The 16988-nt window shown below is 33.6% G+C and carries 9 protein-coding genes, 1 tRNA gene, 1 rRNA gene and 3 pseudogenes; 10 read left to right on the forward strand and 4 right to left on the reverse strand.

From position 1 onward, the window contains the following. The first annotated feature begins 1456 nt into the window (after window positions 1-1456). The 6 genes and pseudogenes from gatB (at window position 1457) to metK (ending at window position 6014) form a co-directional block, all read left to right on the forward strand. Window positions 1457-2911 carry an Asp-tRNA(Asn)/Glu-tRNA(Gln) amidotransferase subunit GatB gene (gatB, locus tag GOY07_RS01345; RefSeq protein ID WP_175837641.1) on the forward strand — a complete coding sequence of 485 codons (1455 nt, stop codon included), beginning with the start codon at window positions 1457-1459 and terminating at the stop codon, window positions 2909-2911. A gap of 115 nt (window positions 2912-3026) precedes the next feature. Next, window positions 3027-3164 carry a hypothetical protein gene (locus tag GOY07_RS04170; RefSeq protein WP_218938984.1) on the forward strand — a complete coding sequence of 46 codons (138 nt, stop codon included), beginning with the start codon at window positions 3027-3029 and terminating at the stop codon, window positions 3162-3164. Window positions 3165-4114: 950 nt separating this feature from the next. After that, complete coding sequence (rplU, locus tag GOY07_RS01355; RefSeq protein WP_175837642.1) at window positions 4115-4411, forward strand: 50S ribosomal protein L21; 297 nt, start codon at window positions 4115-4117, stop codon at window positions 4409-4411. 16 nt (window positions 4412-4427) lie between these two features. Next, window positions 4428-4697, forward strand: a complete 270-nt coding sequence (gene rpmA, locus GOY07_RS01360) for a 50S ribosomal protein L27 (RefSeq protein WP_175837644.1) — start codon at window positions 4428-4430, stop codon at window positions 4695-4697. A gap of 9 nt (window positions 4698-4706) precedes the next feature. Next, a tRNA-Ile gene (locus tag GOY07_RS01365) sits at window positions 4707-4780 on the forward strand. Window positions 4781-4843: 63 nt separating this feature from the next. Continuing rightward, window positions 4844-6014: pseudogene (gene metK / locus GOY07_RS01370) on the forward strand (methionine adenosyltransferase). Window positions 6015-6425: 411 nt separating this feature from the next. Here the strand turns inward: metK and GOY07_RS04605 are convergent. Further along, window positions 6426-7279: pseudogene (locus GOY07_RS04605) on the reverse strand (transposase). Here GOY07_RS04605 and GOY07_RS04610 point away from each other — a divergent pair. From GOY07_RS04610 to GOY07_RS01385, 3 genes and pseudogenes are all read left to right on the forward strand, one after another. Continuing rightward, window positions 7258-7550, forward strand: a pseudogene (locus GOY07_RS04610) (transposase); the annotation flags it as partial. The pseudogenes GOY07_RS04605 and GOY07_RS04610 sit on opposite strands and share 22 nt — an antisense overlap. Window positions 7551-8284: 734 nt before the next feature. Then, the gene (locus GOY07_RS01380; protein WP_175837648.1) at window positions 8285-9103 is read left to right on the forward strand and encodes a cytochrome c oxidase subunit 3; all 819 of its coding nucleotides are present in this window, start codon (window positions 8285-8287) and stop codon (window positions 9101-9103) included. 1119 nt (window positions 9104-10222) lie between these two features. Then, window positions 10223-10420, forward strand: a complete 198-nt coding sequence (locus GOY07_RS01385; RefSeq protein ID WP_175837649.1) for a RuvC family protein — start codon at window positions 10223-10225, stop codon at window positions 10418-10420. A 32-nt stretch (window positions 10421-10452) separates the two neighbouring features. On the opposite strand, the gene ruvX is transcribed toward GOY07_RS01385, so the two are convergent. Genes ruvX through GOY07_RS01400 form a run of 3 tightly spaced genes read right to left on the reverse strand, consistent with a single transcriptional unit; the run spans window position 10453 to window position 13835 of the window. Then, entirely contained in the window at window positions 10453-10920 is a 468-nt protein-coding gene (gene ruvX / locus GOY07_RS01390) for a Holliday junction resolvase RuvX (protein ID WP_175837651.1), read from the reverse strand. Further along, window positions 10921-12705 carry a ribonucleoside-diphosphate reductase subunit alpha gene (locus GOY07_RS01395; protein ID WP_175837653.1) on the reverse strand — a complete coding sequence of 595 codons (1785 nt, stop codon included), beginning with the start codon at window positions 12703-12705 and terminating at the stop codon, window positions 10921-10923. It lies immediately after the preceding gene. A 56-nt stretch (window positions 12706-12761) separates the two neighbouring features. Beyond that, the gene (locus GOY07_RS01400; RefSeq protein WP_175837655.1) at window positions 12762-13835 is read right to left on the reverse strand and encodes a methyltransferase; all 1074 of its coding nucleotides are present in this window, start codon (window positions 13833-13835) and stop codon (window positions 12762-12764) included. A gap of 344 nt (window positions 13836-14179) precedes the next feature. On the opposite strand from GOY07_RS01400, the gene GOY07_RS01405 reads away from it, so the two are divergent. Then, window positions 14180-16971, forward strand: a 23S ribosomal RNA gene (locus tag GOY07_RS01405). The last annotated feature ends 17 nt before the right edge of the window (window positions 16972-16988 follow it).

Here is a 16988-nt window from a genome sequence, read left to right on the forward strand (position 1 = left end):
GTGCAAATAAGCTAGAACTCTTGCTATTTCTAGAATTAACTTGCACTGTAGAGATAAGAATTTCGCCTACCTAATTTTACTTTAACCTGTGTTTTAACACCTTTTTAAAACACTAATATCTAACCTTTAAATATGTGCCAAACCTCGTTTATCAAAGAAGAATAACTCTTATTCAGGATACTTATACCAATTCTCACTAAGTTTTTTAAAACTCTTTATATATGAAAGTTTTATTTTTTTTGCATATTATAGTGTATTATAGACTTATTGATATTCAAGCCAAATTTTTTCTGGGTTTCTATTTTTATGTTTCTTTTGCAATTTATGCATTTTCGCACTTTCTTCAGCATTTCTTTTTTTGATTTCAATAACTTTTAAATCTCTCTATTTTACTTACTTTAGCATAATTTCTTTTTCTATTATCTATCCATTACTTTTGTAGTGAGAATTGGTATGAGGATAAGAATCGAGAGAAAAAACTAAGCTTGAATATCAACAAGTCTATATTACATCATAATTGGTATAAATATCCTGAACAAAGGTTAGATATTGGTGTTTTAAAAAGGTGTTAAAACACAGGTTAAAGTAAAATTAGGTAGGCGAAATTCTTATCTCTACAGTGCAAGTTAATTCTAGAAATAGCAAGAGTTCTAGCTTATTTGCACAGAATGTTCACACTAGTTATATGACGAATATATTTCCTGAATAAATATCCCAATATTTAGGAACATCAAAAACCTTTCTTATCATGAATTTTGCTAATTGGAATAAGTCAAAAAATTTAAAGGTATCTAAAAACACTGAGATTATATACTAGCACTATACTCACCTGAGCTCAATCCTATTGAAATACTTTGGTTGTATATAAAATAGAACATTTTGCGTAATAAAGTCTATAATATAATTGCTTTGCTTGAGAGTGCTCTGTACAAATTTATTACCTCTCTTTCTCATTCCGCAATTAAATAACTTTATAATGTTACTTATTTGACTGATTATAACAGTGAAGATTAGTGTGCACTTCTTAAGTGCCTCATTGTTCCAATCTCACTATCAAATATAACGTTGATTCGCTTTATAATAGTATCATGCAAATCTAAAATGGTAATTTATTAACTGCTCTCCCTCACATATCGCGATTTATTTCGGTATTTCTAAAATCTCATTAACAAACAGCAGGATGACGGTGGCTGAAAATATTTGAGAAATTTACCTAGTAAGAAAAAAAAGCAAAAGGAGCCCTGGTAAAAAACATAACAAATTAAAGATAACTTAGTACTTCAGTGCTATGATTAAGGGGCTGCTGAAGTTTATCAAGTAGTTTTTTGTATTTTTAGTACACACTGTGCTTGAACTTTTGGTTAAAAAGTTAAAATAAAATGTAAAGACATGAGTTTTGTTTTGACTTATTGTGCTAATTTTGCAGAATGTTAAGATTATCATTTAAATCAAATGCATGACAAACGTGGATTGGGAAGTGGTAATTGGGCTTGAAGTGCATGCTCAAGTTTCTTCTAAGACAAAGCTATTTTCTAGCTCATCAACTGAGTTTGGTGTTGAGCATAATACTCAAGTTTCTCTAGTTGATGCAGCAATGCCAGGCACACTACCAATACTGAATTACTACTCTATAGAGCAGGCAATACGCACTGGTCTTGCGCTTTCTGCAGAGATTAACAAGAGCTTTTACTTTGATCGAAAAAATTACTTTTACCCAGATTTGCCACAAGGTTATCAAATAACTCAGTTTTTTGAGCCAATAGTTAAAAATGGTAAAATATTTATCAATAATAATGAAAAAGAAATAAGAATTACTAGAATTCATCTAGAGCAAGATGCAGGAAAGAGCGTTCATGAAAAGAGCAAAACTTATATAGATTTAAATCGTGCAGGGATTGCTTTAATGGAAATTGTCTCGGGGCCAGATCTTCGGTCATCTGCAGAAGCTGCTGAATTCATGAAAAAGTTGAGGCAGATTTTGCGTTACATTGGCTCATGTGATGGTGATATGGAAAAAGGGTCACTTCGTTGTGATGCAAATGTTTCTGTTTGTCCAAAAGGTAGTAGCACATTTGGTATCCGCTGCGAGATAAAAAACCTGAACTCAATACGTTATATTGTACAAGCTATAGATTATGAAATACAAAGGCAAATTGGAATTTTGGAAAGTGGAGGAAAAATAAGTCAAGATACTTTATTGTTTGATGTTGCCTCAGGTAAAACAAAAGTGATGCGGAATAAAGAGAATGTAAGTGATTATAGATATTTTCCAGAACCAGATTTACTACCTATTGAGATAACTCAGGATAAAATCGATTCTATTAGGTTATCTTTGCCAGAATTGCCAAATCAAAAAAAGCTGCGATACATTGAAGAATTGAATATCAACGAATACGATGCTGATGTCATCACTTCTGATAAAGCAATTGCTGACTATTTTGAAGAATTGATAAAAAAGCACGATTTAAAGCTTGCTATTACTTGGCTAACCGTAGAGCTTTTTAGTCGCTTGAATAAAGCAGGTATTGATATTGTAAGCTCTCCAATTAAAGCAGATGCCTTATCTGAACTTTTAGATTTTATTGTTGATGGAACGATCTCTGCTAAGCTTGGTAAGCAAGTTTTTGATATTATGTTTGAAACTGGTAAGCCAGCATCTTTAATCATAGAAGAGCGGGAGCTGAAGCAAATAACCGATAAAGGTCAAATATCAGAAATTATCAACAAAATTGTTAATGATAACCAAAGTAAGGTTCAAGAATATAAAAATGGTAAAACAAAACTGTACGGATTCTTTGTTGGCGAAGCCATGAAACTTACAAAAGGAAAAGCCAGTCCTGATATTGTGAATTTGGTTTTGAGTGAAAAGTTGAGTAATTGTACTAATTCCTACTGTACAAGGAAGGGATAGATAATAATAGAAAAGAAAGGCATACTAAAGTAAGATAGCGAGGTTTAAATAGTGCTGAATCAAAATTATTAGATGGAAAGGTCGTGAAATTAGTAAAAAAAGTGCTGAAAAAAGTGTGAATGAAGCATATATTACAAACAAGCTAAATGCTGTAATTGTAGCAAAAAAGTATAGTATAACAGTCATAGCAAAAGTATGTTCTATTTTAAGAATAGCATTGAATACATTGCAGAGTTGTTTAATTGCGGAATGAGAAAGAGAGGTAATAAATTTGCACAAAGTCTCTCAATAGGATTGAGCTCGTATGAATATAGTAGCAGGCATATGATCTCAATATTTTTGAAGTACCTTTGAATTTTTTAACTCATACTAACTTAAAGTAATCCATGACAAGAGTGCGACATTTGTTCATGAAATATATTCATAGAATCAGTGTTAACATTAGGTGTAAGTAAGCTAGAACTTTCTCCATTTTTAGGATTGACTACTCTGTAGAGAAAAAGTTTATCTGCCTAATTTTGCTTTTATATGTGTTCTAACGCCCTTTTTAAACTATCCGTATCCAGCTTTTTTGCATGTTACAGTGTACTGTAGAGTTGCTGATATTTAGGCCAAATTTTTCCTAGATTCTTATTTCTTAATGATAATATTAGTTTTTATATCAGTACTTCAACTTACTCAAATTAACTCTGATTCAATCTAGTCTTTCTATGATATTGAGGGGGTAAACAATTTTTTTTCTCTTCCAAATTATAGATGCTTTATTTATCTATTCAATGCTATTCTTGAAATACAACATATTTTTGTTATGGCTGTTATACTATACTTTTTTACTGTAATTACAGCATTTAATTTGTTTGTAACATATGTTACATTTCGCACTTTTTCAGCATTTCTTTTGCTGATTCACGACTTTTCCATCTATAATTTTGATTCAGCACCGTTTAAACTTTGCTATCTTACTTCAGTATGCCTTTTTTTGGCTGTTGTAAGATAGAGGATTAATGTAGGCAAAAAATTACCAAAACACAGTGTAGACGTTAACGCTAAAAATAATGAAGCTAAGGTAGCGTTGTACTGTGCTGCTGAATCTAATTACCACAAGAATTTGTGGAGTTACTTTTTTGCTCAGGAGGATTTGTCTTGACAGTATATATAACGTCCTTTACAATTAAAATTATATAGTAAAAGTGTATATTTGTTATGTTTGCGGTGATTAAAACAGGTGGAAAGCAATATTTAGTAAAAAAAGGTAGTATAATAAAAGTAGAAAAATTGGAAGTTGAGGAAGGAAAGGAGATAGAGATTGATAAAGTAGTTTGCCTTTCAGGTGGCAGTTTGTCTTGTTTAACTAGTGCTACTGTTAAGGCTGAAGTGCTTGGGCAGCATAGAGGAAAAAAAATTATAATTTTTAAAAAGAAGAGAAGAAAGAATTACCGTAGGAAGACTGGTCATAGGCAGTATATGACTGTTCTTCGTATTAATGAAATTAATCATTGAGAATGAGAAATAAGATATGGCAACTAAAAAATCAGGTGGTAGTTCCTGCAATGGCAGAGATTCCGCAGGTCGTAGATTAGGAGTAAAAAAAAACGGAAGAGTTATTCCTGGTGACATAATCGTTCGTCAAAGGGGTACAAAATTTCATCCTGGAAAAAATGCTGGTATGGGTAAAGATCATACGATTTTTGCTAAAGTGGAAGGCTGGATTAGGTTTAGAAGATCAGTAAATAAAAGAACTTTTATTGATATTGCACCTGTAGATAATGTACAGGCTTTAGCTTGAATGAATTAGGGGTTTGTAGCTCAGGTGGTTAGAGCACACGTCTGATAAGCGTGAGGTCGGAAGTTCAACTCTTCCCAAGCCCACTATTTAGTAGTTGCTAGCTAAATTTTCTATGATAATTTTTATTGTATAAGCAAATCTAAAGCATGAGTGTACGTAAAAATTTAATAACTAGTGAGTCAGTTGCTGCTGGTCATCCAGATAAACTAGCAGATCAAATTTCGGATGCAATACTTGATGAATATCTTTTGACTGATCCTTTCTCACGAACTGCAATAGAGACCTTAGTTACTAAAGATAATGTTGTTATAGCTGGGGAGGTATTTGGGCCTAACATTGCAAATGGTAGGATTGAGAATATTGTAAGGGATACAATAAAAGATGTTGGTTACGAGCACGATGGTTTTCATTGGGAGACAGTCAAAGTAAATATATTGCTGCATGAACAATCAAACGACATTGCTATAGGGGTGAGTCAAGGTGCTGGAGATCAGGGCATAATGTATGGCTATGCAACAATAGAAACAGGAGTGCTTATGCCAGCTCCTATTTTTTATGCGCACTCTATTCTGAAAAACATCATGAATATGGTTAAGGAAGTAAAACTTGGTCCGGATGCAAAATCGCAAATTACTTTAGCTTATGAGAATAAGCGTCCAGTACGTGCTGAAAGTATTATAGTTTCAATACAGCATCCTGAAGATCTGGATCAATTAAAAATAAAAGAGATAATTTATCCTTACGTAGTTTCGTCTTTACCTAAAGGATGGATGTGTGCCGAGGAAAATTTTTTAGTCAATCCAGCTGGTGGATTTGTTATCGGTGGACCAGTCGGTGATTGTGGATTAACCGGGCGAAAGATTATGGTTGATACTTATGGAGGCTATATTCCACATGGTGGTGGAGCATTTTCTGGGAAAGATGCAACAAAAGTTGATAGATCTGCAGCTTATATGGCAAGATATCTTGCTAAAAATATTGTCTTTGCGAATTTAGCTGAGCGCTGTCTTGTGCAGCTCTCTTATGCAATTGGTGTGTCAAAGCCTACCTCGTTTTACATTGATACGTTTGGTACAAGTACGGTAGATGAAAGAAAAATTAAAAAACTTATTGAGAGTAATATAGATTTGTCAACCAGAGGTATCATTAGTCATTTATCACTCAACCGTCCTATATATAAACGTACAGCCTGCTATGGCCACTTTGGTAAAGAATTAAGAAAGGATGGTGGATTTTCTTGGGAAAACTTGAACTTATCTCTCTCTTTCTAGAGAATTTGATATACGGAATAATGGGGAAGTTTATTTAGATTGCTAAAGTTTTTAATTTATAACTCAATACTAGTATACTAACTTATATTAATAATTATACTATATTAACGGCAGTTTTCTTATTTATAAGGCTCGAGAAGTGTATAAAAAAATAGAAGGGGAATTTTATGGTATAACTATGAGAGAATTATCTGATTTTGTTAAAAAGATCAGAGAACATTTTTTAATATTGAATTAATGAACAATACGCTAGGTTGTGAAAAGTTTAAATTCTACCTTTAGTAGAATTTTTTTATATGTAACAGATTGTACTCGAGCTTTATTGACTATTGCAGCTAATACTAATTTTCACTGCACAAGGAACAGATAGACAATAATAGAAAAGAAGCTATACTGAAGTATAGCAATATACTAATTCTCATTTCTAGAAAGTAAAACAAGTAACATTGAGAGTTGTTTAATTGCGGAGTGAGAAAGAAGAAGTAATGAATTTGCACAAAATGCTCTCAGGCAAGGCAATTATATTATTGCTTTTATTGTGCAAAATATTCTGTTTTATGTGTAACCAAAGTCTTTCAATAGGATTGAGCTTAGGTGAGTATGGTGATAGGTATATAACTTCCTTTGTTCAAGAAATATGTTCATACAATCAGTGTTAAACATTAGGTGCAAATAAGCTAAAGATTTTCTCATTTTTAAGATTAACTGCTCTATAGAGATGAAAATTTTTCTAACTAATTTTACTTTGACTTGTATTCTAACGTCCTTTTTAAACTACTTATATCAACTTTCAAATGTATGTCAAACTGCAATTCATCAAAGAAAAATAACTCTTGTTCATGATACTTACCAATAGTCTCATTAAGTTTTTTTAACCCTTCCTGTCTACCTCTATCTTCTCTTCAATTGTAAATTGGTCTTAGTGTAATATACGAAAGCTTCATTTTTGCATATTACTGTAGACTTGCTAACATTTAAGCTAAATTTTTTTTAGATTCTTATTCTCATTCCTTTAATGGTAATATTAGGGTTTTCTTGTATCAGTACTTCAACTTGTCCAAATTGTTTAAATTCAATCTAGCTTTTCTATAGTATTGAAGTGGGAGTAAACAATTTTTCTTTCTCTTCTAAATTTTAGGCGCTTTATCTATGTAATTAATGCTATTCTTGAAATACGACATATTTTTGTTACGGCTATTATGCTGTATTTTTTTGCTGTAATAAAAGCATTTGGTTTCTTTGTACATGTGCATTATTTCACACTTTCTTCAACTTTTCTTTATAACGCCAATGCTGATTGTATGAATATATTTCTTGAATAAATGTTGCAATATTAAAAAATACGAAAAGCTTTTCTTATCATGGATTGTGCGAGTTGGAATAAGTCAAAAAATTTAAAGGTACCTAAAAATATTGAAATTATATAACTACCATCATACTAACCAGAGTTTAATCCTATTGAGGTGCTCTGGTTGTATATAAAACAGAACATTTTGCGCAATGAAAGGCAATAATAACAATTGCTTTGCTTAAGAGTGTTTTGTGTAAATTTATTGCCTCTCTTTCTCACTCTGCAAATTAAACAACTCTGTAAACTTATTGACCCACTAACAATGAGAATTGGGATTAGGAGCTGTTATAGTTAAACCTCTTAAGTGATATGATAGATCAACCTTTTGATGGTGGGCTAATGAATAATACTTTGAATTATAGAGAGTTTTAAGTTCTGTCTGCAACAAGATGCATTATTTTAGATGATTATATTCGTACCATATTAGCTATTGTATCTGGGATAAAAGGCTATAGTGACATAATCCTACTGCTATGATAGTGCGGAAGATAAATAGCCCCTAACAGGTTTCTGTATAATTACTATTATGCTTTATATGGCACGAAAAATGGGGAAAAATCTTCTACATGTTTTAACTTCGCCAATTTTTTTTTGTCTATCTCATATGGTAATATCTATGAGACTATAACAGTTTCATGTTCTTGTGTATTTGTATATAAGACTGTAATTGATAGTATGAAAGTGAATTTGAGGAAAATAACAGATACAAAGACTGGTTTGATTTTTTTAGCAGTAATTTGATAGAGTATGAGTGCACTTCTTTAAAGAATATCATTGATGAATATTGCAAAAGGGTAAGAAGAAATGGAGAAGCAGAATATTTGAGTTTATTTAAGGTCAGTACCAATTTGAATTAGTCTTTTGGGATAGTGCATATGATTTTCTAAAATTTGATCAGGTTTCTAAGAAAAGTTGATAATTTTAAGCTAATTTGTATGCTTAATACATGTTTTTGAGGATAGTGTATGAAAAGTAAGGAACATGATTTTCATTTAGTAGATCCAAGTCCTTGGCCAATTGCCATATCAGCAGCAGTTCTTATTCTTGTGCTTGGATTAGTTTGCACGCTCCATAAACAGGTTTCTGGAGTATTTTGCTTAATTTTAGGAATCTTTGCAGTATCAGGAGTGTTGTTTTATTGGTGGAGAGATGTAGTAAAAGAAGCCATTTATGATAAATGTCATACTGCAATTGTCAAGCATGGACTCAAGTTTGCAATGTATTTATTTATTCTTTCAGAAGTTGTATTTTTTATAGTGTTCTTTTGCTCATTTTTTAAAGCTTGGCTTGACCCGGTTTTTTTATTTGAAACATTTTCTCCTACAAAAAGGATTGAATGGCCTCCTGAAGGAATTTTGCCACCTGATCCATGGTCACTACCATTCATGAACACGTTAGTATTATTACTCTCTGGTACAACGATTACCTGGGCACATCACTCTTTGTTCAATAATGATAAAAAGAGCATGATTAAGATGCTGTCCATAACTATATTACTTGGAGTGTTTTTTATAATAGTACAAGCAATAGAGTATCATGAAGTTGGCTTCTCTTTACAAGAAGCAGGGATCTATGCATCCAATTTTTATATGATTACCGGTTTTCACTGTGCGCACGTTATAATAGGAGTGATATTCTTGTTAGTGTGTTTATTCAGAATGTGGAAAGATCAATTTACACCTCAGGATCATTTATGCTTTGAGTTCGCTTCTTGGTATTGGCACTTTGTAGATATAGTCTGGATATTTTTATTTGTGTTTGTTTATTGGCTAAGTGTTTTTTAAGTAGTAAAGATAATGGATCTAGGTTTGGCGATGAGTAGAGCCTGGTGGTCTATTATTATTAATCTAAATGAAAGAAGCAATATCTAATTTCTAATTAGCAGCACTACGAACTTTAGAATGTTCAAGAGTGGTTGTAATTTTATACCAATTCCTTCTATGTAAGAAATGGATGAACAATAATGGAAAAGAAGCCCTTACTGTAATAAGTAAAATGTGAGCCTTAAATGGTGTTGGAATCACAAAATTATTAGATGAGAGAATCGTGAAATCAGCAAAAGAAATGCTAAAAGAAATACGAAATAACGCACATGTTGCAAAAAAAACTAAATAGCTATAATTTGCAGCAAAAAAGCATAGTATAGCAGCCATGTAAATATATTTACTCTTTCAAGAACAGCACTAACTGCATGGATAAAGCACTAGAACTTGGAAGAGAAGTAAAATTGTTTACTACGGCTCAACGTTATAGAAAAATTAGATTGAATTAGAGTGAATTCGACAAAATTAAAATGTGGATACAGGAAAACACTAATATTACCGTTAAGAAATGAGAATAAGAATTTAGGAAAAATTTATTTTGAATGTCGGCAAGACTGCAGTACACTTTAGAATATGCAAAAAATAAAGTTTTCTGTATATTACGCTAAGACCGATTTACAATGAGTAAAATAGAAGTAGATAAGAAGAATTAAAAGGACTTAATATAAAGTGTAATTAATCCTAGAAATAGAGAGAGTTTTAGCTTATTTGTACCGAATATCAATACTGATTGTATGAATATATTTCTTGAACAAATATAGATTATGTTAGCTAAAATAAGTTAAAAAATTTAAAGTTAATCTAAAAATATCAAAATTATACACCTATCACCATACTTACCTAAGCTCAATCTTATTGAGAGGCTTTTGTTGCGTAATAAAGGCAAATAATATAATTACTTTGCCTGAGAGCGCTTTGTGCAAATTCATTATCTCTCTTTCTCACTCCGCAATTAAACAGCTCTGCAATGTTGCTTATTTGATCTTCTAACAATGAGAATTGGTATTACTTGCTTTAGTATATCTGCTTTTTTGTTGTTGTCTATCTGTTCCTTATGCAGCAGTAAGAGGTGCTATAATTATGAATGAATATAATGCAAACTATTTAAAGAAAAGCATTGTAGAAAATGGCTCTGCTGATGAGGATTGGGTTATATTCATGATGAAACAGATAATTAAAAATTTAAATATAAAATATTACCATGTTGCTGCTCTTACTGTAGAGCTTTGTCACGTTTATACGAAAGGTTCTTGTTTTGTGTGTAGTTTTATTATTTAATTGGAATTTTAAATTCAATAATTCAAGAAAAATTATTTAATTACATTTATCTTATCTAGCGTTCGTTGTAAAATAATACATGCGGAAATTTTATCGTCTATTTTTTTTGATTTTGTGATTGATACTCCGGTAATCTTTAGTACATGAGCTACAATAGACGTTGACAAGCTTTCATCTTGTAAATATATGCTTATCTTATATTTTTTTATTATTTTGTTCGCGAATTTGATTATGGTTTCACACCATTTACTTTTTTGTCCATCTATTTCCAGTGGTAACCCGATTACTATTGATTCAGCTTCATTTTTTTTGAATATTCTGTTTAAATAACCTAAATCTTTGCTTATATTTTTTCTGTGATATACACTATGTGCTGTAGCTATGAGCTGAGTTTTGTCACTGAACGCTATGCCTATTCTCTTTTCTCCCATGTCAAGACACATTATGCGCTTGTCTTTTGAAATGGACTTTAAAAATTCATAAGGATCTCTATGTAGCATCTATTGGCATGATAAGCATTCATCGTAATCAATATCTGTTCTTTGCTGCAATGTTTCATTTTTTTTGAATATGTCATGAGAAACCTTGTCAGCTCTCTGCATTGACTGTGACCGACAATAATATAAACTCTTTAGACCTTTTTTCCAAGCAAGCATGTGTATTTTGTGTAAGTAACGTTTATGTATATTAGCTGGTAAAAACAAGTTTACTGATTGAGATTGACAAATATATGGGGTTCTATCACTTGCGTGTTCTATAATCCATCTCTGATCAAGCTCGTATGCTGTTTTAAATGTTAATTTTTCATGCTCATTAAAGAAATCTAAATGCTGCACAGAACCTTCATTTGTCGAAATCGAAGACCATATTTTATCATTGTTTTTATTTTTTTTTGCTAATAATTTTTGCAAAAATTTATTTTGTACTACAAATGAACCTGTTAGTGTCTTTTGTGTAAATACGTTTGCTGCATATGGTTCGATTCCAGGGGAGGTATTGCCTGCAATAATAGAAATTGAGGCAGTTGGAGCGATGGCAAGTTTATGTGTAAATCTTTCCATTAGATTGATTTCTTTGGCATCAAGACATGCTCCCTTTTCTTCTGCTAATTTTTTGGAGACCATATCTGCTTGCTTACGTAAGTACTTGAATATTTTTTTATTCCACTGTTGTGCTGTTACTGATTCAAAAGGAATCATTTTACTTTGCAAAAACGAATGAAAGCCCATTACACCAAGACCAATACTACGCTCTCTCATTGCGGAATACTTTGCTCGCTGTATTTCATCTGGTGCTTTATTTATAAAGTCTTCTAGTACGTTATCAAGAAAACGCATTATGTCTTCTATAAAGAGCTCATTGTGTTTCCATTCTTCATAATATTCAAGATTTACTGACGATAGACAACATACAGCAGTACGCGATTTGCTTAGGTGATCGTAGCCTGTAGTTAAAGTAATTTCACTGCATAGGTTTGACATTTTGATATCTAAATTGAGTCTTTTGTAAGACTCTGGCTTATTATTATTTATTGCATCGAGAAAGATAATGTAAGGCTCTCCAGTCTCAATTCTAGCTGTTAATATTTTAATCCATATATCACGTGCTTTGACAGTTGAGATAACTTTGTTATTATGTGGGCTGATTAAATTCCATTCTAGATCGCTTTCGATAGCTTGCATAAATTTGTCATTTACTATTACAGCATGGTGTATATTTAATGCCTTGCGATTTGGGTCTCCTCCTGTTGGCTTGCGTATATCAAGAAACTCTTCTATCTCTGGATGTGATACGGGAAGATAGACTGCTGAACTTCCTCTTCTTAAGGACCCTTGACTAATTGCAAGAGTTAGAGCATTTTGTACTACAATAAATGGTATAATTCCTGATGTTTTACCACTTCCTTTCACACTCTCGCCAATTGAACGTAAATTTCCCCAGTAACTTCCTATTCCTCCTCCACGTGCGGCGAGCCAAACATTTTCATTCCACAAATTAACTATTCCCTGCAGACTGTCTTCGGTTTCGTTGAGAAAGCAAGAAATAGGCAATCCTCTGTTCGTGCCACCATTGCTAAGTATTGGTGTTGAAGGCATGAACCACAAGTTGCTCATGTAATCATAAAGACGCTGTGTGTGCTCTTTATTATTAGAATAGTAGTTGGCAATGCGTATAAAGAGATCTTGATAACTTTCATTTTCTATTAAATATCTATCTGATAGAACTGCTTTTCCAAAATCAGTTAATTTGCTATTTTTTTCATGATTAATAGTAATATTATTCATAAATTCCTCTCTATAATTTATAGTACATAGACACTGTTTTAAGCAAAAGTAATACTTTAAGTTAGACTTTTCGATTTTTTTTGTGGATGCTGTAATGCAAATAAGATACCATCGACCTGACTCCCATATATTTTACAATAACTCATATAACTTATTTGCATATTTATTTCTTTTACAACGTGTTGAACATAACTTTCTGAGTGACGAAAGTAGTCTCCTTTATTTACAAAGTCAATACCTTTACCTTCTTTTCTTCTTATTAAACATACAATTGCTCCTTTTTTACTTGTAGATTTTTTTGCTAATTCCAATTCTACTTTAAAATCATGTAGATAATGTAGCACTTCAGCGAAAATAATGACATCATATAGATGGCTTCTTTCTTGTTTAAGGAACTCTGTCATTTCTATATGTATTAGTTCGTTATAAACAGGTTTACCCTTTATAAAACACCCTCTAGCGATATTTAACATTCTGTTTGAAATGTCAATTCCTGTTATGTGATTTCCAGTATTGTGTATTTTCAAGAAATGACCGCATATTCCAGTTCCGCAGCCAAGATCAAGTATGTTGAGTTCAGAAATAGAGTTGTTAAAAATTTTTGTAATTACCGTGTGTACGAGTTCATGACCTCTATATTGTTTTGCGATTAACCAATGCTCAACAAAATGTTCGCCAGTATAATCAAAGTATTGTTTTATAATATTTTTAGGTAATTTTATAATAGGTGCTGGATTTATCATTTTTTTTATGTAATAAGATGCTTCTTCATAATTATTGTCTAATTTTAGTGTCTTTGTTAAATAGGTGTAAGCTTTGCTGGTATTTCCCATTGCAAAATAACACCTTCCAATGTTGTACCAAACTATAGGTAAGTTGGAGTAAAACATGCCGGTTAACCAAAATCTTAACTTTGCATCTGAGATATTACCTTTGTAGAAGTGATATAAACCTATTTCAATATTAGTGCTTAATAGATTTTTGGATTTTTTAAGAAATGCTGTTGTTTCTTTATGGAGAGTTCTATATTTATTTACAACAAATTGTTTGGCCTTCTTAAGGTTAAACATGCTGATTAACTTACAAATAAAATTTAAAATAATATTTATGAAGGATAAATTGCTTTTCATACCTTAAAAATACCCTGTAATGTTCACTATCATTTGAGTAAAGTCAATTTTAAAGCATTTTATATTACAAAATGTTTTTTTCATTAATTTCTATTGTATACAATACTGCTTTGTCACTTACCTAGGTTTAAAATTTTACCTAACTTAGGGTTACAGTATATTATCGTTGTCAACTTAAGTAAATATTTTGTATAAAAAAGCATTGACATATTATTTATTGATTTCTATTCTATAAAAAGTTAGTTTAGTTTTTAGATGTTTGACAAGTTTTATGGTAGAGATTAATTTAATCTCAATTCAATTTTAATAATATTTAACTCTGCATATTCTGCATATAGCCGGACAAATAAATTATTAAGAGCACTTGATGGATGCCTTGGCGTTAAGAGGCGATGAAGGACGTGGCAGGCTGCGATAAGCTGCGGGGAATTGTCAACAGGTTTTGATCCGCAGATTTCCGAATGGGAAAACCTAACTAGTTAAGCTAGTTATTGCATATTTAAGTCAATATGTAAAGTAAACTTGGTGAACTGAAATATCTAAGTAGCCAAAGGAAAAGAAATCAACGAGATTCTGTTAGTAGTGACGAGCGAAAGCGGAAAAGGCTAGTGATTTAAGAATAAGAATTAGAATACTCTGGGAAGAGTAACCATAGAAGGTGATAGTCCTGTATAAGTAGAAGGTTTTTAAATCCTCGAGTAGAGCGGGACACGTGAAATCCTGTTTGAATATGGGGGGACCATCCTCCAAGCCTAAATACTCCTTAACGACCGATAGTGAACAAGTACCGTGAGGGAAAGGTGAAAAGAACCCCGGGAGGGGAGTGAAATAGAATCTGAAATCAAGTGCTTACAAACAGTTGGAGCTCTATGTTTTTGCTACAAGAGCAATCTTAATAGCTAATTTACATTAGAGTGACAGCGTACCTTTTGCATAATGGGTCAGCGAGTTAATCTATGGAGCAAGCTTAAGCCGTTAGGTGTAGGCATAGCGAAAGCGAGTCTGAATAGGGCGTTTTAGTTTTATGGATTAGACCCGAAACCAAGTGATCTAGTCATGACCAGATTGAAGGTGTGGTAAAACATACTGGAGGATCGAACTAGTTAATGTTGCAACATTATTGGATGAGTTGTGATTAGGGGTGAAAGGCCAATCAAACTTGGAAATAGCTGGTTCTCCGCGAAATCTATTTAGGTAGAGCGTTGTATGTATGTTATTGGGGGTAGAGCGCTTGATAGACTAGGGGGACTCACCGTCTTACCAAATCTAACTAAACTTCGAATACCAATGATTGATTATACAGCAGACACACTGCGGGTGCTAAATCCGTGGTGAAAAGGGAAACAGCCCAGATCACTATCTAAGGTCCCAAAATTACAGCTAAGTGGGGAAGGAAGTAGAAAAACCATTACAGCTAGGAGGTTGGCTTGGAAGCAGCTATCCTTTAAAGAAAGCGTAACAGCTCACTTGTCTAAATAAGTTTTTCTGCGCTGAAAATGTACCGGGGCTAAAGCTGTATACCGAAGATGTGGGTACTTATTGATTGCGGTCAATAAGTGCGGTAGCGGAGCGTTCTGTAAGTCTGTGAAGGCAATTTGTAAAAACTGCTGGAGATATCAGAAGTGAGAATGCTGACATAAGTAGCGTAAAAGAGTGTGAAAAACACTCTCACCAAAAATCTAAGGATTCCTACGTTAAGTTAATCTGCGTAGGGTTAGTCGGTTCCTAAGGCAAGTCCGTAAAGGAGTAGTCGATGGCAATCAGGTTAATATTCCTGAACCTCTTAAGTGTGACGAGTTTTGTATTTGTATAGGTCTTATTGGATTGACTTATGCTTAAAAGAAGCTCCAGGAAATAGCACTTATATTTGTGAGGCCGTACCGTAAACCGACACTGGTGGATGAGTAGAGTATACTAAGGTGTTGAAAGAATGATGTTGAAGGAACTCGGCAAATTGTACCTGTAACTTCGGAAGAAGGGTAACCTCCTTTTAGGCAACTATGAGTAGGTGGCACAAAATAGGGAGTAGCGACTGTTTACTAAAAACACAGGACTCTGCAAACACGTAAGTGGAAGTATAGGGTCTGACGCCTGCCCGGTGCTGGAAGGTTAATAGGAGGGGTGTAAGCTCTAAATTGAAGCCCCAGTAAACGGCGGCCGTAACACTGACGGTCCTAAGGTAGCGAAATTCCTTGTCGGGTAAGTTCCGACCCGCACGAATGGCGTAACGATTTCTCCACTGTCTCCAACATCAATTCAGCGAAATTGAATTCCCCGTGCAGATGCGGGGTACCCGCGGTTAGACGAAGAGACCCCGTGCACCTTTACTATAGCTTTATATTGCTATTAAAAATGTGATGTGCAGGATAGGTGGGAGACTTTGAAGTTATGGTGCTAGCTGTAATGGAGTCAACCTTGAGATACCACCCTTTACACTTTTGATACCTAACTATGTTCCATTATCTGGAACTAGGACATTGTATGGTGGGTAGTTTGACTGGGGCGGTCGCCTCCTAAAGAGTAACGGAGGCGTGCGAAGGTAAGCTAGAGCTGGTCGGAAATCAGCTTAATAGTATAATGGCATAAGCTTGCCTGACTGCGAGGCTGACAAGCCAAGCAGAGACGAAAGTCGGTCATAGTGATCCGGTGATTCTGTATGGAAGGGTCATCGCTCAACGGATAAAAGGTACGCCGGGGATAACAGGCTGATGGTGTTCAAGAGTTCATATCGACGACACCGTTTGGCACCTCGATGTCGACTCATCACATCCTGGGGCTGAAGAAGGTCCCAAGGGTTCGGCTGTTCGCCGATTAAAGTGGTACGTGAGTTGGGTTTAGAACGTCGTGAGACAGTTCGGTTTCTATCTGCCGTGGGTGAAGGAAATTTGAGAAGATCTGACTCTAGTACGAGAGGACCGAGATGGATATACCTCTGGTGTACCAGCTGTTATGCCAATAGCATTGCTGGGTAGCTATGTATAGATGGGATAATTGCTGAAAGCATATAACTAAGAAACCCTCTTCAAAAAGATTTCCCAATTAAGGCCGTGGAAGACTACCACGTTGATAGGCTAGATGTGGAAGCATGGTAACATGTGGAGCTAACTAGTACTAATAGCCTGATTGATTTATTTGTTTGTTTTCTATATGTGT

The organism is Wolbachia endosymbiont of Litomosoides sigmodontis, assembly GCF_013365435.1.
GTDB lineage: Bacteria > Pseudomonadota > Alphaproteobacteria > Rickettsiales > Anaplasmataceae > Wolbachia.